Below are 22449 nucleotides of genomic sequence, written 5' to 3' on the forward strand. Positions count from 1 at the left end.
CCATCATCTTTAATGGAATAACGCTTGCGTACTACGACCGAAAAACCGAGAGTGTGGTCCGGATAGACTAGAAAGTGTTACCTATGTTCCCGGTCTGATCTGTCACCTATGTATCCGGTCATACACTTCGCTTACCCGGCCTACAAAAATGTCATGATCTGTAGGCCGGGTAAGGCGCAGCCGCCACCCGGCACAAGGTTTACGCCAGCTGTTTACGACTGATCAACGGCCCTTCAATCTTTTTCATCGAACGATCCAGCACTTCCTCGATCACCGATGACAGCTCGTTAATCTCAAACTTCGCCACATACCCGTCGGCCTTCACCTTGCGGATATGGTCTTCGTTGGCGTTCCCGGACAGGGAAGAGTGGATCACCACCGGAATATGCTTGAGGAATTCATCGGTCTTGATTTTGCGCGTCAGCGTAAATCCGTCCATCTCTGGCATTTCGAGGTCAGTCAGCACCAGCGCGATCTTATCGGTAATCGGCACGCCTTCGGCCTGAGCCTGCGCCGCCAGTTCACCAATTTTCTCCCAGGCTGTTTTGCCGGTAATAAACAGCTGTGCCGGGATATTCATCGCCTCCAGCCCTTTTTCCAGCATCGAGCGAGCGACTTTAGAGTCTTCCGCCACAATCGCCACCGCCCCTGGCTTGATGTTGAACTTGCTGATTTTCAAATCCGTGGCGTGCATTTCGTGGTTCGCTGGCGTGATGTCATATAAGACCTGCTCAACGTCCAGCACCATCGCCAGATTGTTTGAATCGCTGCCCTCATCCAGGCTGGCAATGCTGGTAATGTAGCGCCCGCTGACGGCGGTTTCCGCCGCATGCACCTGCTTCCAGTCCAGACGCATAATATTGTCGACCGACTCCACGGCAAACGCCTGCACGCTGCGGGCGTACTCGGTAATCAGCAGAATATTCAGACCGGTTGTAGGGGTACAGCCTGCGACTGCCGCCAGATCGATAACCGGGATCACCTGATCGCGGATATTCACCATCCCCATCAGCGGGGATTTCATACCCGCAGGTTTAGTGAATTCCGGCATTGGCACAATTTCGCGCAGCTTAAAAACGTTGATGCCAAACAGTTCAGACTTGTTCTCATTCATTGAGGTCCCGAGACGGAACAGTAACAGTTCAAACCGGTTCGACAGGGTGAGATTCGCCCTGTCATCAATATCTTGTTGGTAATTATCCATGGTGCCCTCAAATGAAATGCTTGCCTTTTAATCGTTATCGGCACGCTGAGGGAAAAGTGAAGGGCTAAACACAAACCTGCCAGAAATCGTGGGCCAGCTCGCACTCTGCGAATACCTCCCGGCACTCCGCGAGCAGCGCCGCGCAGCCCTCGGCGTCGTAGCGAGAGCTAACATGGGTGACGATCAGTTTCTTCACGCCCGCATCCCGCGCCAGGGCCGCCGCCTGACGGGTAGAGCTATGCCCGCGGCTGTTGGCTTTCTCTTCCATTGCTGCTTCAAGCGTCGCCTCGTGAACCAGCAGATCCACGCCCTGAGCCAGAAGCAGCGCCTGCGGGCAGGGCGCCGTATCGCCAAAGATCGCCACTTTTTTGCCGGGAATGGGGGCCGCGAGATAATCCTGACCGTTAACCACGCGCCCGTCATCCAGGGTAACGGTTTCGCCGTTTTTCAGCTGCTGGAACAGTGGCCCCGGTTTGATGTCGTCGGCAATCAGTGCCGCAGCGTCCAGTGCACCGGGCTTATCGTGCTCATCCACGCGATAGCCATAGCACTCCACCGGATGATTCAGCGGCTGCGCCGTCACCCTATAGCGTTGGTCTTCAAAGACCACGCCCTCGGTGATTTCAATCACTTCCAGCGGATAATCGGTCCACGACCCGCTCAGGCGCAGGGTGGTTTCGACAAATTCCTTAATCCCCGCCGGGCCGTAAATCGTCAGCGGGTTAGCGTTCCCGGCCATTGAGCGGCTGCACAGCAGCCCTGGCAGGCCAAACAGATGATCGCCGTGCAGATGGGTGATAAAAATTTTGTCCAGCTTGCCGGGGTGATACGCGGTGCGTAGCAGCTGATGCTGCGTCCCTTCACCACAGTCGAAAAGCCATAAGCCCGCGTGCGTCGGGTGCTGCAAATCGAGCAATATTGCCGTCACGTTTCGTGATCGGGTTGGCACACCGGCAGACGTACCGAGAAAAATCAGTTCCATAACATCATCAAACTCTATGACTCACGAGAAGTGTTTAGTATAACGGGATGAAATCCAATAAGGAGCCTGACATGATCCAGTGGCAAGATTTACATCATAGTGAACTGACCGTTTCCGCCCTCTACGCGCTACTCAAACTGCGCTGCGAAGTGTTTGTCGTGGAACAAACCTGCCCGTATCAGGATATCGACGGCGATGACCTGGTGGGCGAGAACCGCCATATTCTCGGCTGGAAAGATGACGAGCTGGTGGCGTATGCGAGGATTCTGAAAAGCGAAGAGGATTACGAACCGGTGGTCATTGGCCGCGTAATTATCAGCAGTAACGCGCGCGGGGAAAAACTTGGCTATGCGCTGATGGAGCAAACGCTGAAATCTTGCGAAAAACAGTGGCCAGACAAGGCGTTATACCTCGGCGCACAGGCGCATCTGCAACCCTTCTACGCCCACTTCGGTTTTGCCCCTGTCACGGACGTTTATGATGAAGACGGCATTCCGCACATCGGTATGGCAAGGGAAGCGAAACAGGCGTAATACGCTGTCGTTGTCTATAGTTAGGGACTGATGCACTCACATGGAGAAAGATATGTCATTTCAATCCTGGGATTCCCGTATCGACGACGACCTGGCGCTGCTAAGCGAAACGCTGGAAGAAGTGCTGCGCTCATCGGGCGATCCGGCTGACCAAAAGTACATTGAGCTGAAAGCGCGCGCTGAGCGGGCGCTGGAAGAGGTGAAACACCGCGTCAGCAACGCGTCCGATAATTACTATTATCGCGCCAAAAAAGCGGTCTATCGCGCCGACGATTACGTGCACGAAAAACCGTGGCAGGGCATTGGCGCAGGGGCGGCCGTCGGCCTGGTGCTGGGGCTTCTGCTCTCTCGCCGCTGATTCTGCGCACAAACGGTGACCCCTCCCTAAACGTGGGTACTGCTTTTTCGGCTAAGTACCCCGTATAATGTGAGGTTTTAACAGGGAGAGGTCAGCGTGCATTCGATTTCAGTCGCGATGGAACGTCTTTGCAGCTTTCTGGCGCAAGACTTCCCGGCAACCCCCGGCGTACGCCATATCGACATTGCTTTCCCGTTAAACGATGCCTTCGATCCCCTGGCCTGGCTGGGTGCTCAGGCATCTTATCCCCAGTTTTACTGGCAGCAGCGTAACGGCGAAGAAGAGCTCGCCGCCCTGGGTGCAGTGCAACACTTCTCCTCACTCGCGATCGCCCGCCAGTTTCTCAAGACCCATTCGCTTCCTGACGATACCCGTATTTGCGGGCTGAACGCCTTTAGTCCTGAAAAGAGCCATCTGTTCCTGCCGCGTCTGTTATGGCAGCGTTTGGGCGGCGTGGCGACGCTGCGACTGAATCTGGCGAGCGACCATTCGCTTCAGGACGACGCGCAACAGGCCAGCTCCTTCCTGCAACAGCTCTGTCAGAGCAAACCCATTACCGCTCTCGCGATGCACAAGGTGCGCGAAACGCATCTGCCTGAAAAGCCGGAGTGGCTGCGGCTGGTTTCGCAGGCCACCGACACCATCGAGCGTGGCGCATTCGATAAAGTGGTGCTGGCCCGCGCGACCGATCTGCACTTCGACCGCGGCGTGAACGCCATCGCCCTGATGGCCGCCAGCCGCCGTCTGAATCTCAACTGCTACCATTTCTGCATGGTGTTCGACGCCCACAGCGCGTTTATGGGCTCCTCGCCGGAGCGCCTGTGGCGTCGGCGCGGCACGCATCTGCGCACCGAAGCGCTGGCCGGTACGGTCGCCAGCCATCCCGACGACGCTCATGCCCAGCGTCTGGGCGAGTGGCTGCTGGCGGACGATAAAAACCAGCGTGAAAACATGCTGGTGGTGGAAGATATCTGCCAGCGGTTGCAGCGCCATACTCAGGCGCTGGAGGTGCTCCCGGCGCAAATCGTCCGGCTGCGCAAGGTGCAACACCTGCGCCGCTGTATCTGGACCGAATTACACGACGCCGACGACGAGCAGTGTTTGCAGCTGTTACAGCCGACCGCCGCCGTCGCCGGTTTGCCACGCCAGTCGGCGCACGATTTTATCCAGACCTTTGAACCCTTCGACCGGGAATGGTACGCCGGTTCGGCGGGCTATTTGTCGCTGGCACAAAGTGAATTTTGCGTGGCGCTTCGCAGCGCGCGCGTCAGTGATTCAGCCGTCAGGCTTTATGCCGGGGCAGGGATTGTCAGTGGGTCCGTTCCCGAGGAGGAGTGGCAGGAGATAGAGAACAAAGCCGCAGGGCTGAGAACACTGCTCCTTATGGATTAATACTGAGTCGCGCAATCCCGATTCATATCAAAATTCAATCACTCTCTATTATTTATACTGTGTCTCAATATTGATACCGGACAATTTCATGTCAGTAAGTTCTTTTAACCGACGCTGGGCGGCGGTGATCCTTGAAGCCCTGACTCGCCATGGCGTCAGGCATGTGTGTATTGCGCCGGGCTCACGTTCTACGCCGCTGACGCTTGCGGCGGCAGAAAACCGGGCGTTTATTCATCACACCCATTTTGATGAGCGCGGTCTTGGCCATCTGGCCCTTGGGCTGGCAAAAGTCAGCCAGGCGCCCGTGGCGGTGATTGTGACGTCCGGTACGGCGGTCGCGAACCTCTATCCGGCCCTGATTGAAGCCGGGCTGACGGGCGAAAAGCTGATTCTGCTCACCGCCGACCGTCCGCCGGAACTGATCGACTGCGGTGCTAATCAGGCGATCCGTCAGCCGGGCATTTTTGCCTCTCATCCGTCCCAGTCCATCGCGCTTCCGCGCCCGACACAAGATATCCCCGCCAGCTGGCTGGTCTCGACGATTGATCATGCGCTGGGATCGCTGCACAGCGGTGCGCTGCACATCAACTGCCCGTTTGCCGAACCGCTGTATGGTGAATTGGACGACACCGGCGTGGAGTGGCAGCAAACCCTCGGCAACTGGTGGCGCAGCGACAAACCCTGGCTGCGCGCCCAGACTCATCTCGACAGCGCAAAACAGCGCGACTGGTTCTTCTGGCGACAAAAGCGCGGCGTGGTCCTTGCCGGTCGCATGACCGCCGCCGAAGGCAAACGGGTGGCGGAGTGGGCGCAAACCCTCGGCTGGCCGCTGATTGGCGACGTGCTTTCGCAAACCGGACAGCCGCTGCCCTGCGCCGACCTTTGGCTGAGTAACGCCAAAGCCGTGACAGAGCTGTCGCAGGCACAAATCGTGGTCCAGCTGGGATCGAGCCTCACGGGTAAGCGCGTACTGCAATGGCAAACCACCTGCGAGCCGGAAGAGTACTGGCTGGTGGACCCGCTGGAAGGACGGCTGGATCCGGCGCACCATCGCGGACGTCGTCTGGTCAGTAACATCGATGACTGGCTGGACGCCCATCCGGCAGAAAAACGTCAGCCGTGGGCGATGGATATCCCGACGCTGTCGCGCCAGGCCTGGGAGTTAACCTCGCAGCAGTGCGAAGGTTTTGGCGAGGCCGAGCTGGCGCACCGCATCCGCCAGTATCTCCCGGAGCAGGGCCAGCTGTTTGTCGGCAATAGTCTGGTGGTGCGTCTGATTGATGCCCTGGCAAAACTGCCTGCCGGGTACCCGGTCTACAGCAACCGTGGCGCAAGCGGCATCGACGGTTTGATCTCCACCGCGGCGGGCGTGCAGCGCGCGAGCGCAAAATCGACGCTGGCGATTGTCGGGGATTTATCGGCTCTGTATGACCTCAACGCGCTGGCATTGCTGCGCCAGGTCTCCGCACCGTTCGTGCTGATTGTGGTCAACAATAACGGCGGGCAGATTTTCTCCCTGCTGCCGACGCCGCAAAGCGAGCGCGAGCGTTTCTACCTCATGCCGCAACACGTGCAGTTCGAGCACGCTGCGGCGATGTTTAGCCTCAAATACCGCCGCCCGCAAAGCTGGGCTGAGCTGGATGAGGCCATGAGCCGCGCCTGGAAACAGCCGGGCGCCACGCTGATTGAGCTGGTGGTCAACGATTCCGACGGCGCGCAGAAGCTGCAAAACCTCCTCGCCCAGGTGAGCCATCTATGATCCTCGCCGGGGAAATGCGCGCCGGAAAACCAGGCCTCCCCTGGCTGGTGTTCCTGCACGGTTTTTCCGGCGATCACCGTGAATGGCAGAGGGTAGGGGCGCAGCTGCCCGACCACCCGCAGTTGTATCTCGATCTCCCCGGCCATGGCGGTTCACAGGATATGGCCGTGACGGGTTTCAGCGACGTCAGCCAGCTTCTGAGCAATACGCTCCTTAGTGACAACATACTTAACTACTGGCTGGTGGGGTACTCCCTCGGCGGCCGCGTGGCGATGTTTCATGCCTGCCAGCAGCCTCAAGGGCTGGCGGGGCTGATCGTGGAGGGCGGACATCCTGGCCTGCGCGACGCCTCAGAGCGAGAGGCGCGATCCCTGTCTGATCAACGCTGGGCGCAACGCTTTCGCGATGAACCCCTGGCGTCAGTCTTCCAGGAGTGGTATCAGCAGCCGGTCTTTGCCTCCCTGACCGACGCCCAGCGCGACGAACTGGTTGCCCTGCGCAGCCAAAACAACGGCGCGACCCTGGCGGCCATGCTGGAAGCCACCTCTCTGGCGGTACAGCCTGATTTACGTGCGGCGCTCAGCGCCAGCAACATGCCTTTTCACTATGTGTATGGCGAGCGCGACGAGAAGTTTGCGGCCCTCGCGGCTGAACTTCACGCCGAACGCCATGTGATTCCCAATGCCGGACACAACGCCCACCGGGACAATCCCGCTGCGGTTGCCGCAAGTCTGGCGCAGATACTGCGTCTTCGAACAAAGGACATCCTATGATCTACCCTGATGAACAAATGCTCTATGCACCCGTTGAATGGCAAGACTGCTCCGAAGGCTACACGGATATTCGTTACCACAAATCTGCCGACGGCATTGCCAAAATCACCATTAACCGTCCGCAGGTGCGTAACGCGTTTCGTCCTCTGACCGTCAAAGAGATGATGCAGGCGATGGCTGATGCGCGCTACGACGACAACATCGGCGCGATCGTGCTGACCGGGGAAGGCGACAAAGCCTTCTGCGCGGGCGGCGATCAGAAAGTGCGCGGCGACTACGGCGGATACCAGGATGACTCCGGTGTGCATCACCTGAACGTGCTCGATTTCCAGCGCCAGATCCGCACCTGTCCAAAACCTGTTGTCGCAATGGTCGCTGGCTACTCCATCGGCGGCGGTCATGTGCTGCACATGATGTGTGACCTGACGATTGCCGCTGAAAACGCCATCTTCGGCCAGACCGGCCCGAAAGTCGGCTCCTTCGACGGCGGCTGGGGTGCCTCCTACATGGCGCGCATCGTGGGTCAGAAAAAAGCGCGTGAAATCTGGTTCCTGTGCCGTCAGTACGACGCCAAAGAGGCGCTGGATATGGGCCTCGTCAACACCGTGGTGCCGATTGCCGATCTGGAAAAAGAGACCGTCCGCTGGTGTCGCGAAATGCTGCAAAACAGCCCGATGGCGCTGCGCTGCCTGAAAGCCGCGCTGAACGCCGACTGCGACGGTCAGGCCGGTCTGCAGGAGCTGGCGGGTAACGCCACCATGCTGTTCTACATGACCGAAGAAGGGCAGGAAGGCCGCAACGCGTTTAACGAAAAACGCCAGCCGGACTTCAGCAAATACAAACGGAACCCGTAATGCGTCGCGCGCAGATTTACCGCTGGCAGATACCGATGGACGCGGGCGTGGTGCTGCGTGAACGGCGGTTAAAAACCCGTGACGGTCTGTTCGTCCATTTGCAGCAGGACGAAAAGCAGGGTTGGGGAGAAGTCTCGCCGCTGCCAGGCTTTAGCCTCGAATCGCTGGACGACGCCCAGGCGGCGCTGCTGAGCTGGGTTAACGCCTGGCGCGACGGCGCTTCTCCGGCGCTGCCGGATGTGCCTTCTGCTGCCTTCGGGATTAGCTGCGCGCTCGCCGAACTGGACGGCACGCTGCCGGAGGCGGCGGATTATCGCGCCGCGCCGCTCTGTTCCGGCGATCCGGACGAACTGTTTGTAGCGCTTGCCGCCATGCCGGGCGAGAAAGTCGCTAAGGTCAAAGTGGGCCTGTACGAAGCGGTACGCGACGGCATGGTCGTTAATCTGCTGCTCGAGGCGATCCCGGATTTGCGTCTGCGTCTGGACGCCAACCGCGCCTGGACGCCGCTCAAAGCGCAGCAGTTCGCGAAGTATGTCAATCCGGTTTACCGCGACCGCATCGCGTTTATGGAAGAACCGTGTAAAACCCGCGACGACTCGCGCGCCTTTGCGCAGGAAACGGGGATTGCCATTGCCTGGGATGAAAGCCTGCGCGAGGCGGATTTCGAGTTTATCGCCGAGCCGGGTGTCAGCGCGGTGGTGATCAAACCAACGCTCACGGGCAGTCTGGATAAGGTGCGCGAGCAGGTCGCGGCGGCCCACGCGCTGGGTTTGACCGCGGTAATCAGCTCCTCCATCGAGTCGAGCCTCGGCCTGACCCAACTGGCGCGGATTGCCGCATGGCTGACTCCGAACACCATTCCGGGGCTGGACACGCTCAACCTGATGCAGGCCCAGCTGGTGCGTCGCTGGCCGGACAATGCGCTCCCGCTGGTGGACGTTGAGGCGCTGGAGCCGCTGCTATGAGCTTTACCGACTGGCCGTGGCGACACTGGTGTCAGCAGCAGGCCGACAAACCGGCCCTGCGCCTGAACAGTGAGATTCTGACCTGGCATCAGCTGTGTCAGCGCGTCGATGCGCTGGCCAGCGGCTTCCAGCAGCAGGGCGTTCAGGAGGGCGACGGCGTGATGCTGATGGCGCAAAACCACCCTGATACGCTGCTCGCCTGGCTGGCACTGCTGCAATGCGGCGCACGAATCTTACCCGTTAACCCGCAGCTTCCGCGCCCGCTGCTGGACGTGTTAATTCCGCAGATGACCCTGCGCTTTACCCTGCTGCTGGACGGCGATTTCGACGGATTGCCGCGGCTCGCGATGCGCGAATGCGCAGGCAACTACGCGGCCCCATGGCAGCCTGAGCGACTGGCGTCGATGACGCTGACCTCCGGCTCCACCGGCCTGCCAAAAGCGGCGGTACACACCTGTGAGGCCCATCTTGCCAGCGCGCAGGGCGTGCTCTCCCTGATGCCCTATGGCGACGATGATGACTGGCTGCTTTCGCTCCCGCTGTTTCACGTCTCCGGGCAGGGGATTCTCTGGCGCTGGCTGTTGGCCGGTGCCCGTTTAACCGTGCGTGAAAAACAGCCGCTGGAGCAGATGCTGCAGGGCTGCACGCATGCGTCGCTGGTCCCGACGCAGCTCTGGCGCCTGCTGAATAACCACGACCCCGTCGCCCTCAAAGCGGTGCTGCTGGGCGGCGCGGCGATCCCCGTTGAGCTTACTCTCAAGGCGCAAGAGCAGGGCATCAGAAGCTGGTGCGGCTATGGCCTGACGGAGTTTGCCTCCACAGTTTGTGCGAAAGAAGCCGATGGCAAACCTGACGTGGGATATGCGCTGCCCGGTCGTGAAGTCCGCATTGTTGACGGCGAGGTCTGGCTGAAAGCGAAATCGATGGCCAGCGGCTACTGGCGCGACGGCGGTTTAGCGCCGCTTGCCAATGCGCAGGGCTGGTTCGCCACCCGCGATCGTGGGGAGCTGAACGATGGCCGTCTGACGATTGTTGGACGCATGGATAATCTGTTTTTCAGCGGCGGCGAGGGCATTCAGCCGGAAGAGCTGGAGCGGGTGATTGCTACACATCCGCTGATTCATCAGGTGTTTGTCGTGCCGCTGGATGACGCCGAGTTCGGTCAGCGCCCGGTGGCGGTGGTCGAGTGCGCCGAAAATGCCGATATCGGCGCGTTTCCCCAGTGGGTCAGGGACAAGCTGGCGCGGTTCCAGCAGCCGCGACACTGGCTGGTGCTGCCCGCCGAGCTGAAAAGCGGTGGGATCAAAATCTCCCGTCGGGCATTACAGCAGTGGGTTAATGCTTTTCTGAAAGGCTAGTCCGTTAATTGACCTTAACACTGCTTGCAAAAAAGCCAGAAAGTTTCAAATCGTTACAAACTAAACGTCATACGCACTGATAGCGCATTGATCCCAGGCCCGCACGGGTTAAAATCGCGCGGTTTTGGGATATCTATTCAATGAGTGCGGGATCACGACAATGAAAAAAGTGGCATTACTGGGCCTGAGCGGCCTGATGTTTGTATCTGCAGCGGCAAACGCAATTTCTTTCAGCGGCCAGGCGGGTAAAGATTACACCCATCTTGGTTTTGGCATGGGCACGGAGACCTCCGGCCTGGCGATGACCGGCGGCTGGACGCATAACGATGACGACGGCGATGCGGCAAGCCTCGGCCTGGGTCTGAACATTCCGCTGGGACCCTTCCTGGCGACCGTGGGCGGGAAAGGGATCTACACCAACCCGAACGACGGCAGCGAAGGCTACGCGGCGGCAGTGGGCGGCGGTTTACAGTGGAAAATCGGCGACAGCTTCGGCCTGTTTGGCGAGTACTACTACTCTCCGGATTCCCTCTCCAGCGGTATCGACAGCTATGAAGAAGCCAACGCCGGTGCGCGCTGGACCATCATGCGTCCAATCACTATCGAAGCGGGCTACCGCTACCTGAACCTCGCCGGTAAAGACGGCAACCGCGACAACGCGCTGGCCGATGGCCCGTACGTTGGTGTGAGCGCAGGTTTCTGATTTTCAGGTGCGGCGTCCTGCCGCACCTGTTTCTTTCTTCCCCCCACATCGGTTTGCGCTATAGTGTTTCCACTCAATACGTGGGAGAACACGATGATAAGCGTGGAAATGTTGTCCACTGGCGATGAAGTGCTGCACGGACAAATTACCGATACCAATGCGGCCTGGCTGGCCAATTTTTTCTTTGAACAGGGATTACCCTTAACGCGCCGCAATACCGTCGGCGATAGCCTCGAGTCACTCGTCAACGTGCTGCGCGAGCGCAGCGAGCATGCGGATGTGCTGATTGTGAACGGCGGCCTCGGGCCGACCAGCGACGATCTTAGCGCGCTGGCCGCCGCCACGGCAAAAGGCGAAGGGCTGGTGCTGCACGAAGCGTGGCTGACGCAGATGGAGCGCTTCTTTTCCGATCGCGGACGGGTGATGGCCCCCAGCAACCGCAAACAGGCGGAAATCCCCGCCAGCGCTGAATTTATCAACAACCCGGTTGGCACGGCCTGCGGATTTGCCGTCAAGCTGAACCGCTGCCTGATGTTCTTCACCCCCGGCGTCCCCTCTGAATTTAAAGTGATGGTCGAACAGGAGATCATGCCGCGCCTGCGCGAGCGATTCACGCTGCCCGAGCCGCCGATTTGCCTGCGTCTCACCACTTTTGGCCGCTCGGAAAGCGATCTGGCGCAAAGCCTGGATCCCCTCGAACTGCCGGAAGGGGTGTCGATGGGCTATCGCTCCTCAATGCCGATTATCGAACTGAAACTCACCGGCCCGGCGACACAAAAAGCGGCGATGCTGGCGGCGTGGCCGGAAGTGCAGCGCGTGGCGGGTGAAAACCTGATCTTCGAAGGCACCGAAGGATTACCGGCGCAAATCGCCCGCCATCTGCAGGAGCGTCAGTTGAGCCTGACCTTAAGCGAGCAGTTCACCGGTGGTTTACTCGCGCTGCAGCTCTCGCGGGCCAACGCCGCGCTGCTGGCGAGCGAAGTGGTGCCGTCTCAGGAAGAGACTCTGGCGCAAACCGCCCACTGGACAGCCGATCGTCGGGTGAATCATTTCGCCGGGCTGGCGCTTGCGGTGACGGGTCTGGAAGACGATCATCTTAACTTTGCCCTCGCCACGCCGCAGGGCACCCATGCGCTGCGGGTGAAAATGAGTGCCACGCGCTACAGCCTGCCGGTGCGTCAGGAAGTGTGCGCGATGATGGCCCTGAACATGCTGCGCCGCTGGCTGAATGGGAAAGATGTTGCGAGCGATCATGGCTGGATTGATGTGGTGGATACGCTGTTTATTGAATAAATGAGTTCGGGAGGCAATGCCTGATGCCCTTTACAGAAGTAGTGGAATCGTTCCGTTCACTTCATTTCCTCTGCTTCCTGTCCGTTCCTCTGCGGTGAACGTGTAAAGGGCGCTCGCCGCCGCGCCCTTTACAATCCCGGCTCCCGGCCAGGAAAATCGCCGCTTCGCGGTGCCCTCAGCTTATTCCTTGCGGCTTTCGGGTCGGGCGCGATCCTGCATCCATGCAGGTCGCACCCTCTCGGCGCTTCCCTGCGCCTCGACCCGGCCTCCAGGAAACGCTTCGGCGATTTTCAGCCGGACTCACGATCCCTTCAGCTTCACAACCGCCTGAGTGTGGCACCGGTGTTGGCCCCCGCAGAAATCGGCGAACCGGAGGCCGGATGACAAGGGCTGGACGCCATGGATGGCGGCCAGAGGCGAAACGAGACAGGAAGTCGAGTCGAGCCGACCGCAGGCAGTTGGCCGGGAGGTGAGCGCAGTGCGAAGCACCGATTTCATGGCGGGGCGCGGGGATTGACAAGGGGGCCGCGCAGCCCCCTTGTCACGTTCACAGGTTATGACGCCATTATATTCTGCTGAACATAAGGTGAACGGAAAAACCTCAGGTGCTTAACAATTAGCTACTGCAATGCTCTCGCCAGCAGCGAAATCGGGTGCTCGCAGCGCTTGCTGGTGGACATCTCAATCTGCCATTTACAGGTCTCGCAGTCGGTCACCACCAGATCCGCGCCACTCTCCTCAATCTGCTGGAACAGCGGCGCGCCGATCGCCTGTGAGGTCGGGTAGTTTTCGCTCTTAAATCCGTAGGTTCCCGCAATCCCGCAGCAGCGCGAATCCAGCACCGTCAGCTCCAGCCCTGGAATCAGCCGCAGCAGCTCCAGCGTATAGATCGCCCAGCCCATTTTCTCCATATGACACGGCGTGTGATACACCACTTTTAGCGGCAACGGCTTAAGCGGCAGCGTCTGGCCGCTATCGAGCTTGCGCCAGATAAAACGCGTCGCCAGCTCGATGTGCTCGCGCAGACCGCTGTTATCGACGTCCAGCAGATGCGGATATTCATCGCGCAGGGTAAAGGTGCAGGTAGACGAAGTGGCAAGCACCGGAATGCCTTTGTCGACAATCGCTTCGCGCAGAGAAGTCATGTTATGCCGGGCCTGTTTGCGCGCTTTGTCGGTAAAACCGTTGGCAATCAGCGGCACGCCGCAGCACTTCTCTTTATTCAGCAGCTGCACGCCGGTGCCCATTGCGTTAAGCACCCTGACCAGATCTTTTCCCAGCTGCGGGTGGTTATAGTTCACGTAACAGCCGTGGAAAAACGCGGCCTGGTCGGCGTATTGCGCCTGTTCAGCGGCGACAGATTGATACCAGCGGCGGAAGGTGCCGTGGGAGTATTTCGGCAGGCTGCGGTGATGATCGATTTTAAGCGCCACGTCGAGCAGTTTGCGCACCGGTTTCAGGGCGGTGGCGGCGTTGACCAGCGGGGCGAGCGGGGTGGAGAGGCTGCCCATCAGATCCGTGTGGCTCAGAATCGCATCGCGCAGGGTCGGCTTTTGTGTGCTGTACTGCGCCCGCGCGCGCTGAATGATATCGCCGATTTTGACGTCCGACGGGCAGGCGACCTCGCAGCGCTTACAGTTGATGCAGTATTTGAGCGCCTCATCGTACAAGGCGCCGTCTTTCAGGCGCAGACGCTCGCCATCCGGCCCCGCCTGTTTTGGACCGGGATAGCGTGGGTTCACGCTGCTGACCGGGCAGACGGTGGTGCAGAGGGTGCATTTGATGCAGCTTTCAAAACGGGTATCGTTCATGGGTGTTCTCCCGCACGCTGGCAAATCTGTTCAGCTACCGCCAGCGCGCTAATGGCGCACACACCGCCGCCGCAGCCCTGGGCTATCGGGTCAAAACCGCCGAGTACCGAACCTATGGCGTAAAGATTGTCGACGGCGACGCCGGAAAGCTGCGGGCGCAGGCGGTCGTCGGTAATGACCCCGAACTGCTGCCACGGTTGTGGGGTAAAGAAATCGCTCTGATACCAGTCGGCGCGCGAGGCGCTCTGGCGTACGTCGAGGCCCATTACCGCCTCGCGAATGCCTTCGCGGGTGCTGAGCAGGCCGTTGCTGAAGAAGCTCCCGCTCGCCAGCACCACGAAACGGGCGCGCAGCGGGATATCCTCGTGGTTGCGCGTCCAGACTGCGGTGGCTTTGCCTTCCTCCAGCGACACTTTTTTGACCTCATCGCCCGCCATCCACACACCGCCCTGGGCGACAAACTGGCGCTGGAGCTGATTATGCAGACGAATTCCCGGTACGGAAGGGGGAAGCGTAGGCAGGAGATGCAGCGGGCAGGGGAGGCGGTCGGAGAGCCAGCGCCACAGACGGTTATCCGTCAGCCCAAAGCAGGCGGGCATGTACAGCGCGTCGACGCCCTGCGCCAGCGGTTTTAAGGCGTCGTAAAGCGTCGTCCAGTGAACGTCGTTATCCAGCAGACGGGCGATATTCACCGCGCGAAACTCACTGGCGTTGTCGCGCAGGACATCCAGCTCCGGCAGCTCAATTTCGACGGTGTCTGCCTCGATCCCCTGATGACGCAGCGAGGCGGCGGCGAGGTGGGCCTGAAAATCGAGAAAGCCGCTAATGCCGACGACGCGAACGCGCTGGGTTTGCGCGGAGGCGACAGGCACCTCTTCCGGGCTGAGCCACGCGCTGCGCAGGGTGCCCAGCGGCGTGACGCGCTGATGGTTTTGCCCGGCGTTGCCCTTTAAGCGCGTGCCGCACGCCGCGAGCAGCGCTTCGGTTTCCAGTGCCAGACGGGAAATATTGTCGACGCCCACCAGACGGTAAGGATGTTCTGGCGGCAGGGCCTGCGGGTTTTCCAGCGCCGTCAGCGGATTCTGCACGGGTGACCCGTCGGCCATCGCGCCGAGCAGATCCAGCGAGCCGGACGAGAAATGCAGCGCACTTTGACCGCGCGTGATGATGGCGCAGCGCTGGCCGCGTTGCGTCAGCTTCAGACCGCACATCAGCCCGGCCAGACCGCCGCCGATAATCACCGTATCAAACTTCATCGTGCTGCTCCTTTTCCAGTCCGCACAGACCCTGATAGACCCAGCGGGTAAATTCGCTTTCGCGCAGCGCGTCGCCCCAGGCGACAGGCTGCACCCCTTTCCAGCGCTCGTTGAGGAACTCGCTGAGCTGCGTCAGTGATTGCGCTGAGGTGGTCACATTAAACCGTTGCAGCAGACCCGCCGCGCGACAGGCGCACAGCTCGCCCTGACAGGTGCCCATCCCCACGCGGGTGCGGCGACGCAGATCGAGCAGATTATTGACCGTCAGGTTTTCGACCGCGTACTGCACTTCGCCCGCCGTCACGGCTTCGCATTCACACACCAGACTGCGGCTGAGACGTCCTTGCCCAAGCCAGACGGGCGTGCGATCCCCGTGACGGTAAATGGCTGAACCGCGCAGCGGGGCGGGCAGGGAGATGACTTTTTGCAGCGTTTTTTCGGTCGGCTCCTGCGAACCGGGCAGCGGACGTTCCGCGGTGGTGCAGGGCTGCGTATTGCCCAGCTTGCGGCACACGGCGTCCGTTGCCCACTGGGCCATCAGCCGGTAGGTCATCAGCTTGCCACCGGTGATGGTGATAAAGCCTTCCAGCCCGTCGCGCGCGGCGTGATCCAGCAACACAATGCCGCGGCTGACGTTGCGTCCGCTCGGGTCGTCATCGCTGGCCACCAGCGGACGCACACCGGCATAGGCGCGCAGAATGCGGGTTTGCGCCATGATCGGGGCCAGTTTTTCCCCCTCGCGCAGCAGGATATCCACCTCTTCGGCGGTGACGCGGTTGCTGTCGATGTCGTTGTAATCAATGTGCGTGGAGGTGGTGCCAATCAGGGAGATGGTATCGCCGGGCACCAGAATGTCGGCGTCGGACGGCTTGCGACAGCGGTTGATGACGTGATTGTTGATGCGATGATCGAGGATCAGCAGCGAGCCTTTGGCCGGGAACATGCGAATGGAGAGATCCGCATATTCGGCAATGCGCTGTCCCCAGATCCCCGCTGCGTTCACCACCACGCTGGCGTACAACGCGCTGTGTTCCCCGTAGAGATGGTCGTAGACGCGCACACCCCGCACTCTGTCGCCTTCGCGGATCAGCCCCGTCACTTCGTGGGCGGTCAGAACGGTCGCGCCGTGCTCGCGGGCGTCGAGCATGTTGGCCGCCGTCAGACGGAAGGGGTCGACGGTGCCGTCGGGAACTTTCACCGCGCCCAGCAGCGCAGGGTTTACCGCCGGTTCGATGCGTCGGGCAAGCTGAGGATCGATCGCTTCGGCGGAAATCCCGGCGTCATTGCAGGCGGTAATAAAGGTTTGCTGAAAGGCGAGATCGTCTTCGGGCAGAGTGATAAACAGGCCGCTGGTCGGCTCGATGCAGTGGCGGGCGATGCGTTTGAGGATCTGATTTTCGGCAATGCACTCGCGCGCGGATTCGTTATCAGTGACGGCGTAGCGCGCGCCGCTGTGGAGCAGGCCGTGGTTACGCCCGGTGGCACCGGTGGCAATGTCGTGACGCTCGAGGAGCGTCACGCTCAGGCCTCGCAGGGCGCAGTCCCGCGCCATTCCGGCGCCCGTTGCGCCGCCGCCAATGATAATCACATCGCTGTAACGGGGATCGCGGATTGTCATTGTCTTCCCTCATGTTCGTTTTTTTACCATTTAGCCACATCAAAAATGGGGTTTGTTTGATTTCGAACATAATCGAGCATGATACGAAAATGAAACGTGATTCCGTGCGCCTTTTTGCGCACTGTGTCATATTTCTGTAACAATTCGTGCGTTGATTCACAGTAACAATCGTTGTGATTATTTAACATCCCCGCCTCTCTGGAGCCGGGGTGACGTATAACGCCCCGGCAATTCAATACATGGCCACGGAGGCTGTTATGCTCAGTATCTTCAAACCTGCCCCGCATCGGGCGCGTCTGCCAGAAGCAGAAGTCGACCCGCTCTATCGCCGCCTGCGCTGGCAAATCTTCCTCGGGATTTTCTTTGGCTATGCCGCCTACTATCTGGTGCGTAAAAACTTCGCGCTGGCGATGCCGTACCTGGTCGAGCAGGGTTTTTCACGCGGTGACTTAGGTTTTGCCCTGTCCGGCATTTCCATCGCCTATGGTTTTTCTAAATTCATTATGGGATCCGTCTCGGATCGCTCTAACCCGCGCGTCTTCTTACCGGCGGGGTTGATCCTCGCGGCGGCGGTGATGCTGTTTATGGGCTTTGTGCCCTGGGCGACGTCGAGCATTGCGGTGATGTTTGTTCTGCTGTTTGTCTGCGGCTGGTTCCAGGGGATGGGATGGCCGCCGTGTGGACGCACCATGGTTCACTGGTGGTCGCAGAAAGAGCGCGGCGGGATTGTGTCGGTGTGGAACTGCGCGCATAACGTCGGCGGCGGTATTCCACCGCTGCTGTTCCTGCTGGGGATGGCGTGGTTTAACGACTGGAAAGCGGCGCTGTACATGCCGGCGTTCGGCGCGATTCTGGTGGCGATGATTGCCTTTGCCCTGATGCGCGACACGCCGCAGTCCTGCGGTTTGCCGCCGATTGAAGAGTATAAAAACGACTATCCGGATGACTACAGCGAGCAGCATGAAGAGGAGCTGACGGCGAAGCAGATCTTCATGAAATACGTCCTGCCAAACAAACTGCTGTGGTATATCGCGGTGGCGAACGTGTTTGTCTATCTGCTGCGCTACGGCATCCTCGACTGGTCGCCGACCTACCTGAAAGAGGTGAAGCATTTCGCGCTGGATAAGTCCTCGTGGGCCTATTTCCTGTATGAATACGCCGGGATCCCGGGGACGCTGATTTGCGGCTGGATGTCGGACAAAGTGTTCAAAGGCAACCGTGGCGCTACGGGCGTGTTCTTTATGACCCTGGTGACCATCGCGACGGTCGTTTACTGGCTCAACCCTCCGGGTAATCCGGGCGTGGATATGGCCTGTATGATCGTGATTGGCTTCCTGATCTACGGCCCGGTGATGCTGATCGGTCTGCATGCTCTGGAGCTGGCACCGAAGAAAGCCGCAGGGACTGCCGCGGGCTTTACCGGTCTGTTTGGCTATCTCGGCGGGTCGGTCGCCGCCAGCGCCATTGTCGGTTATACGGTCGATTTCTTCGGCTGGGATGGTGGCTTTATGGTGATGATTGGCGGCAGCGTGATGGCGGTGTTGCTGTTGATCGTGGTGATGATTGGCGAGAAGCGTCATCATGCCGAGATGATGCAGAAACGCGGATAATCAGACGCATGTATTGCCGGGTGGCGCTGCGCTTACCCGGCCTACAAAACCCGTAGGCCCGTGCAAGCGTAGCGCCGCCGGGCGTGTCGTTCAGGCATTACATCTCAATTTCAATATCGCCTTTTGCCCGGCAGCAGCAGGGCAAAATTTCCCCTTCGTGGATAAACGCCAGCGGCTCCGTGAGCCAGTCAACCTGGCCTGCCACTAAACGACAGCGGCAGGAGCCACAGTAACCGGCGCGACACTGGTATTCGACCTCAACCTGATGCGACTCGAGCGCCACCAGCAGGGAAGGGTGCTCTTCGCGGCACAGCACTTCTGTGCCGGAAAGGCTTAGCGTGACGCGGCTCATCAGAGCTGGAAATCGCTCAGGTCGTCAGTGTTCACTTCGGAATCAATCTGACCGACCAGGTAAGAACTCACTTCCACTTCCTGCGGCGCAACCTGTACGTTATCGGACACCAGCCAGGTGTTGATCCACGGAATCGGGTTAGAACGCGTTTTGAACGGCAGCTCAAGGCCCACCGCCTGCATGCGGATGTTGGTGATGTACTCCACGTACTGGCACAGAATGTCTTTGTTCAGACCGATCATCGAACCGTCGCGGAACAGGTAATCTGCCCACTCTTTCTCCTGCTGCGCGGCCAGCACAAACAGGTCGTAGCACTCTTGTTTACACTCTTCGGCGATTTCAGCCATCTCCGGATCGTCCACGCCGCTGCGCAGCAGGTTCAGCATGTGCTGAGTGCCGGTCAGGTGCAGGGCTTCGTCACGGGCGATCAGACGGATGATTTTGGCGTTACCTTCCATCAGCTTACGCTCGGCGAAGGCAAACGAGCAGGCAAAGCTGACGTAGAAGCGGATCGCTTCCAGCGCGTTGACGCTCATCAGGCACAGGTACAGCTGTTTTTTCAGGGCGCGAAGATTCACGGTGACGGTTTTGCCGTTCACGTTGTGCGTGCCTTCGCCCAGCAGATGCCAGTAGCTGGTCATTTCGATCAGCTCGTCGTAGTAGTGGGCGATGCCCTCGGCGCGTTTCTGGATCTGCTCGTTGGTGACGATATCGTCAAACACCACCGCCGGATCGTTGACGATGTTGCGGATGATGTGGGTGTAGGAGCGCGAGTGGATCGTCTCGGAGAACGCCCAGGTTTCGACCCAGGTTTCCAGCTCCGGAATAGAGATCAGCGGCAGCAGCGCCACGTTCGGGCTACGACCCTGAATGGAGTCCAGCAACGTCTGGTATTTCAGGTTGCTGAGGAAGATATGCTTTTCATGGTCCGGCAGCGCCTGGAAGTCGATACGGTCGCGGGAAACATCCACTTCTTCCGGACGCCAGAAGAAGGAGAGTTGCTTTTCGATCAGCTTTTCGAAGATGTCATATTTTTGCTGATCGTAGCGTGCCACGTTGACCGGCTGGCCGAAGAACATCGGCTCTTTGAGCTGGTCGTTTTTCGTCTGTGAAAAGGTGGTATATGCCATTAATGTGGGTCCTGTAGGAGTGTAATGCCGGATGGCGCTTCGCTTATCCGGCCTACCACGCCTCGAAAAATGTAGGCCGGGTAAGCGAAGCGCCACCCGGCAAATGACTTAGATCTTACACGCGCCGCTTTCGCAGCCATCGTCCTGGATAGAAGGTGCCATGTCATCCTGCGCATCTTCAGCACCGTCACGGGTGTTGTGATAGTACAGGGTTTTCACGCCAAATTTGTAGGCGGTCAGCAGATCTTTGAGCAACTGCTGCATCGGCACTTTTCCAGACGGGAAACGCGTCGGGTCATAGTTGGTGTTAGCAGAGATCGACTGGTCGATAAACTTCTGCATGATGCCCACCAGCTGCAGGTAACCGTCGTTATTCGGCATCTCCCACAGCAGTTCGTAGTTATTGCCAAGCAGTTCGTAATCCGGCACCACCTGACGCAGCACGCCATCTTTCGACGCTTTGATGCTCACGTGGCCGCGCGGCGGCTCAATGCCGTTGGTGGCGTTGGAGATCTGCGAAGAGGTCTCGGACGGCATCAGCGCGGAGAGCGTGGAGTTACGCATACCGTGAGTTTTGATGGACTCACGCAGGCCTTCCCAGTCGAGATGCAGCGGCTCGTTCACGATACCGTCCAGATCTTTCTTGTAGGTATCGATCGGCAGAATGCCTTTCGCGTAGGTAGTTTCATTGAACCACGGGCAAGCGCCTTGCTCTTTCGCCAGCTCGTTCGAGGCTTTCATCAGGTAGTACTGAATGGCTTCGAAGGTCTGGTGCGTCAGATTGTTGGCGCTGCCGTCGGAGTAACGCTTACCGTTTTTCGCCAGCCAGTAGGCAAAGTTGATCACGCCAATACCCAGGGTACGACGGCCCATTGCGCCACGTTTTGCCGCAGGGATTGGGTAATCCTGGTAATCCAGCAGGGCATCCAGGGCACGAACCGCCAGCACCGCCAGCTCTTCCAGCTCGGACAGGCTCTTGATCGCGCCCAGGTTGAAAGCGGAGAGCGTACAGAGCGCGATTTCACCGTTTTCGTCGTTAACGTCGTACAGCGGTTTGGTCGGCAGGGCGATCTCCAGGCACAGGTTAGACTGGCGCACTGGCGCGATGGCCGGATCAAACGGGCTGTGGGTGTTGCAGTGGTCGACGTTCTGGATGTAGATACGGCCAGTGGAGGCACGTTCCTGCATCATCAGGGAGAACAGATCTACCGCTTTCACGCGCTGCTTACGGATGCTGTCGTCGTTTTCGTATTGGGTGTACAGACGCTCGAACTCGTCCTGATCGGCGAAGAACGCATCGTACAGACCCGGGACGTCAGACGGGCTGAACAGGGTGATGTCCTGGCCTTTCAGCAGGCGGGTGTACATCAGTTTGTTGATCTGTACGCCGTAGTCCATGTGACGAACGCGGTTGCCTTCCACGCCACGGTTGTTTTTCAGGACCAGCAGGCTTTCGACTTCCAGGTGCCACATCGGGTAGAACAGCGTCGCAGCGCCACCGCGAACGCCGCCCTGCGAGCAGGATTTCACGGCGGTCTGGAAGTGTTTGTAGAACGGGATACAGCCGGTGTGGAACGCTTCACCGCCGCGAATCGGGCTGCCCAGCGCACGAATACGACCGGCGTTGATGCCGATACCGGCACGCTGGGAGACGTATTTCACAATCGCGCTGGAGGTGGCGTTGATGGAGTCCAGGCTGTCGCCGCACTCGATCAGGACGCAGGAGCTGAACTGACGAGTCGGGGTGCGCACGCCAGACATGATCGGCGTAGGCAGAGAAATTTTAAAGGTAGAAACCGCATCATAGAAACGCTTCACGTAGCTCAGACGCGTTTCACGCGGGTAGCCGGAGAACAGGCACGCGGCGACCAGAATATACAGGAACTGCGCGCTCTCGTAGATTTCGCCCGTCACGCGGTTCTGCACCAGGTATTTGCCTTCGAGCTGCTTCACCGCGGCGTAGGAGAAGTTCATGTCGCGCCAGTGATCGATAAACCCGTTCATCTGCTCGAACTCTTCTTCCGTATAGTCTTCCAGCAGATGCGTGTCGTATTTGCCCAGCTCAACCATTTTCACGACGTGATCGTGAAGCTTTGGCGGCTCAAACTGGCCGTAGGCTTTTTTACGCAGGTGGAAAATGGCCAGACGTGCCGCGAGATACTGATAATCTGGCGCTTCGCGGGAGATCAGGTCTGCCGCCGCCTTGATGATGGTCTCGTGGATGTCAGAGGTTTTAATGCCGTCGTAGAACTGAATGTGAGAACGCAGCTCAACCTGGGAGATAGATACGTTATTCAGTCCTTCTGCTGCCCAGTCGAGAACTCGATGGATTTTGTCGAGATTGATGCGCTCAGTGGTACCGTCGCGCTTTGTCACCAGCAGACTCTGATTCATGTGGGTTTTTACCTGTCCGTGAATTACCGTGAAATAGAAATATCCCCCGTTTATCCACAGAACTGCCTTGTGACTAAGTCTGTGGATAAATACTACATATAGGG

The 22449-nt window shown here is 59.2% G+C and carries 19 protein-coding genes; 11 read left to right on the top strand and 8 right to left on the bottom strand.

Annotated elements, in window-relative coordinates:
* Positions 1-199 precede the first annotated feature (199 nt).
* Together QQF33_RS23220 and rnz are read right to left on the bottom strand one after the other, a co-directional pair.
* Entirely contained in the window at positions 200-1204 is a 1005-nt protein-coding gene (locus tag QQF33_RS23220; RefSeq protein ID WP_285146771.1) for a chemotaxis protein, read from the bottom strand.
* Positions 1205-1268: 64 nt separating this feature from the next.
* Positions 1269-2186, bottom strand: coding sequence for a ribonuclease Z (gene rnz, locus QQF33_RS23225; protein WP_285158678.1), 918 nt, complete (start codon positions 2184-2186; stop codon positions 1269-1271).
* A gap of 71 nt (positions 2187-2257) precedes the next feature.
* Between rnz and QQF33_RS23230 the strand changes: the two genes are divergently transcribed.
* From QQF33_RS23230 to QQF33_RS23275, 10 genes are all read left to right on the top strand, one after another.
* The gene (locus QQF33_RS23230) at positions 2258-2719 is read left to right on the top strand and encodes a GNAT family N-acetyltransferase (protein ID WP_285149257.1); all 462 of its coding nucleotides are present in this window, start codon (positions 2258-2260) and stop codon (positions 2717-2719) included.
* Between the two features lie 52 nt (positions 2720-2771).
* Positions 2772-3077 carry a stress response protein ElaB gene (gene elaB / locus QQF33_RS23235; protein ID WP_282493628.1) on the top strand — a complete coding sequence of 102 codons (306 nt, stop codon included), beginning with the start codon at positions 2772-2774 and terminating at the stop codon, positions 3075-3077.
* Positions 3078-3173: 96 nt separating this feature from the next.
* On the top strand, positions 3174-4469 hold the full coding sequence (gene menF / locus QQF33_RS23240; protein WP_285158679.1) for an isochorismate synthase MenF: 1296 nt from the start codon (positions 3174-3176) through the stop codon (positions 4467-4469).
* Between the two features lie 88 nt (positions 4470-4557).
* Positions 4558-6228: a 2-succinyl-5-enolpyruvyl-6-hydroxy-3-cyclohexene-1-carboxylic-acid synthase gene (menD, locus tag QQF33_RS23245; RefSeq protein ID WP_285158680.1), complete on the top strand. Its 1671-nt coding sequence runs from the start codon at positions 4558-4560 to the stop codon at positions 6226-6228.
* The gene (gene menH / locus QQF33_RS23250) at positions 6225-7001 is read left to right on the top strand and encodes a 2-succinyl-6-hydroxy-2,4-cyclohexadiene-1-carboxylate synthase (protein WP_285158681.1); all 777 of its coding nucleotides are present in this window, start codon (positions 6225-6227) and stop codon (positions 6999-7001) included. The genes menD and menH overlap by 4 nt, the downstream gene beginning before the upstream one ends.
* On the top strand, positions 6998-7855 hold the full coding sequence (menB, locus tag QQF33_RS23255; RefSeq protein WP_095282734.1) for a 1,4-dihydroxy-2-naphthoyl-CoA synthase: 858 nt from the start codon (positions 6998-7000) through the stop codon (positions 7853-7855). The genes menH and menB overlap by 4 nt, the downstream gene beginning before the upstream one ends.
* Positions 7855-8820, top strand: a complete 966-nt coding sequence (gene menC / locus QQF33_RS23260) for an o-succinylbenzoate synthase (RefSeq protein WP_285158682.1) — start codon at positions 7855-7857, stop codon at positions 8818-8820. The genes menB and menC overlap by 1 nt, the downstream gene beginning before the upstream one ends.
* Positions 8817-10178, top strand: coding sequence for an o-succinylbenzoate--CoA ligase (menE, locus tag QQF33_RS23265; protein WP_285158683.1), 1362 nt, complete (start codon positions 8817-8819; stop codon positions 10176-10178). The genes menC and menE overlap by 4 nt, the downstream gene beginning before the upstream one ends.
* Before the next feature lie 160 nt (positions 10179-10338).
* A complete protein-coding gene (locus QQF33_RS23270) occupies positions 10339-10881 on the top strand; it encodes a YfaZ family outer membrane protein (protein ID WP_282493621.1) in 543 nt (180 codons plus the stop codon).
* A 93-nt stretch (positions 10882-10974) separates the two neighbouring features.
* Positions 10975-12174 (top strand): nicotinamide mononucleotide deamidase-related protein YfaY, encoded by a 1200-nt coding sequence (locus QQF33_RS23275; protein ID WP_285146763.1) that lies wholly within the window; start codon positions 10975-10977, stop codon positions 12172-12174.
* A gap of 620 nt (positions 12175-12794) precedes the next feature.
* On the opposite strand, the gene glpC is transcribed toward QQF33_RS23275, so the two are convergent.
* Genes glpC through glpA form a run of 3 tightly spaced genes read right to left on the bottom strand, consistent with a single transcriptional unit; the run spans position 12795 to position 16859 of the window.
* Positions 12795-13985 carry an anaerobic glycerol-3-phosphate dehydrogenase subunit GlpC gene (gene glpC / locus QQF33_RS23280; protein WP_285158684.1) on the bottom strand — a complete coding sequence of 397 codons (1191 nt, stop codon included), beginning with the start codon at positions 13983-13985 and terminating at the stop codon, positions 12795-12797.
* Complete coding sequence (gene glpB, locus QQF33_RS23285) at positions 13982-15241, bottom strand: glycerol-3-phosphate dehydrogenase subunit GlpB (RefSeq protein ID WP_285158685.1); 1260 nt, start codon at positions 15239-15241, stop codon at positions 13982-13984. The genes glpC and glpB overlap by 4 nt, the downstream gene beginning before the upstream one ends.
* Positions 15231-16859, bottom strand: coding sequence for an anaerobic glycerol-3-phosphate dehydrogenase subunit A (glpA, locus tag QQF33_RS23290; RefSeq protein ID WP_285158686.1), 1629 nt, complete (start codon positions 16857-16859; stop codon positions 15231-15233). Before glpA ends, glpB begins: the two co-directional genes overlap by 11 nt.
* Before the next feature lie 257 nt (positions 16860-17116).
* On the opposite strand from glpA, the gene glpT reads away from it, so the two are divergent.
* Positions 17117-18469 (top strand): glycerol-3-phosphate transporter, encoded by a 1353-nt coding sequence (gene glpT / locus QQF33_RS23295; protein ID WP_285146757.1) that lies wholly within the window; start codon positions 17117-17119, stop codon positions 18467-18469.
* Positions 18470-18566: 97 nt separating this feature from the next.
* Here the strand turns inward: glpT and yfaE are convergent, their stop codons facing one another.
* The 3 genes from yfaE to nrdA all read right to left on the bottom strand — a co-directional run bounded on the left by yfaE (position 18567) and on the right by nrdA (position 22345).
* Positions 18567-18821, bottom strand: a complete 255-nt coding sequence (gene yfaE, locus QQF33_RS23300) for a class I ribonucleotide reductase maintenance protein YfaE (protein ID WP_282495147.1) — start codon at positions 18819-18821, stop codon at positions 18567-18569.
* Positions 18821-19951: a class Ia ribonucleoside-diphosphate reductase subunit beta gene (nrdB, locus tag QQF33_RS23305; RefSeq protein WP_282495146.1), complete on the bottom strand. Its 1131-nt coding sequence runs from the start codon at positions 19949-19951 to the stop codon at positions 18821-18823. The genes yfaE and nrdB overlap by 1 nt, the downstream gene beginning before the upstream one ends.
* A gap of 108 nt (positions 19952-20059) precedes the next feature.
* Positions 20060-22345: a class 1a ribonucleoside-diphosphate reductase subunit alpha gene (gene nrdA, locus QQF33_RS23310; RefSeq protein ID WP_282495145.1), complete on the bottom strand. Its 2286-nt coding sequence runs from the start codon at positions 22343-22345 to the stop codon at positions 20060-20062.
* Between the last annotated feature and the right edge of the window lie 104 nt (positions 22346-22449).

The sequence above is a fragment of the Lelliottia wanjuensis genome (genome assembly GCF_030238365.1).
GTDB lineage: Bacteria > Pseudomonadota > Gammaproteobacteria > Enterobacterales > Enterobacteriaceae > Enterobacter > Enterobacter wanjuensis.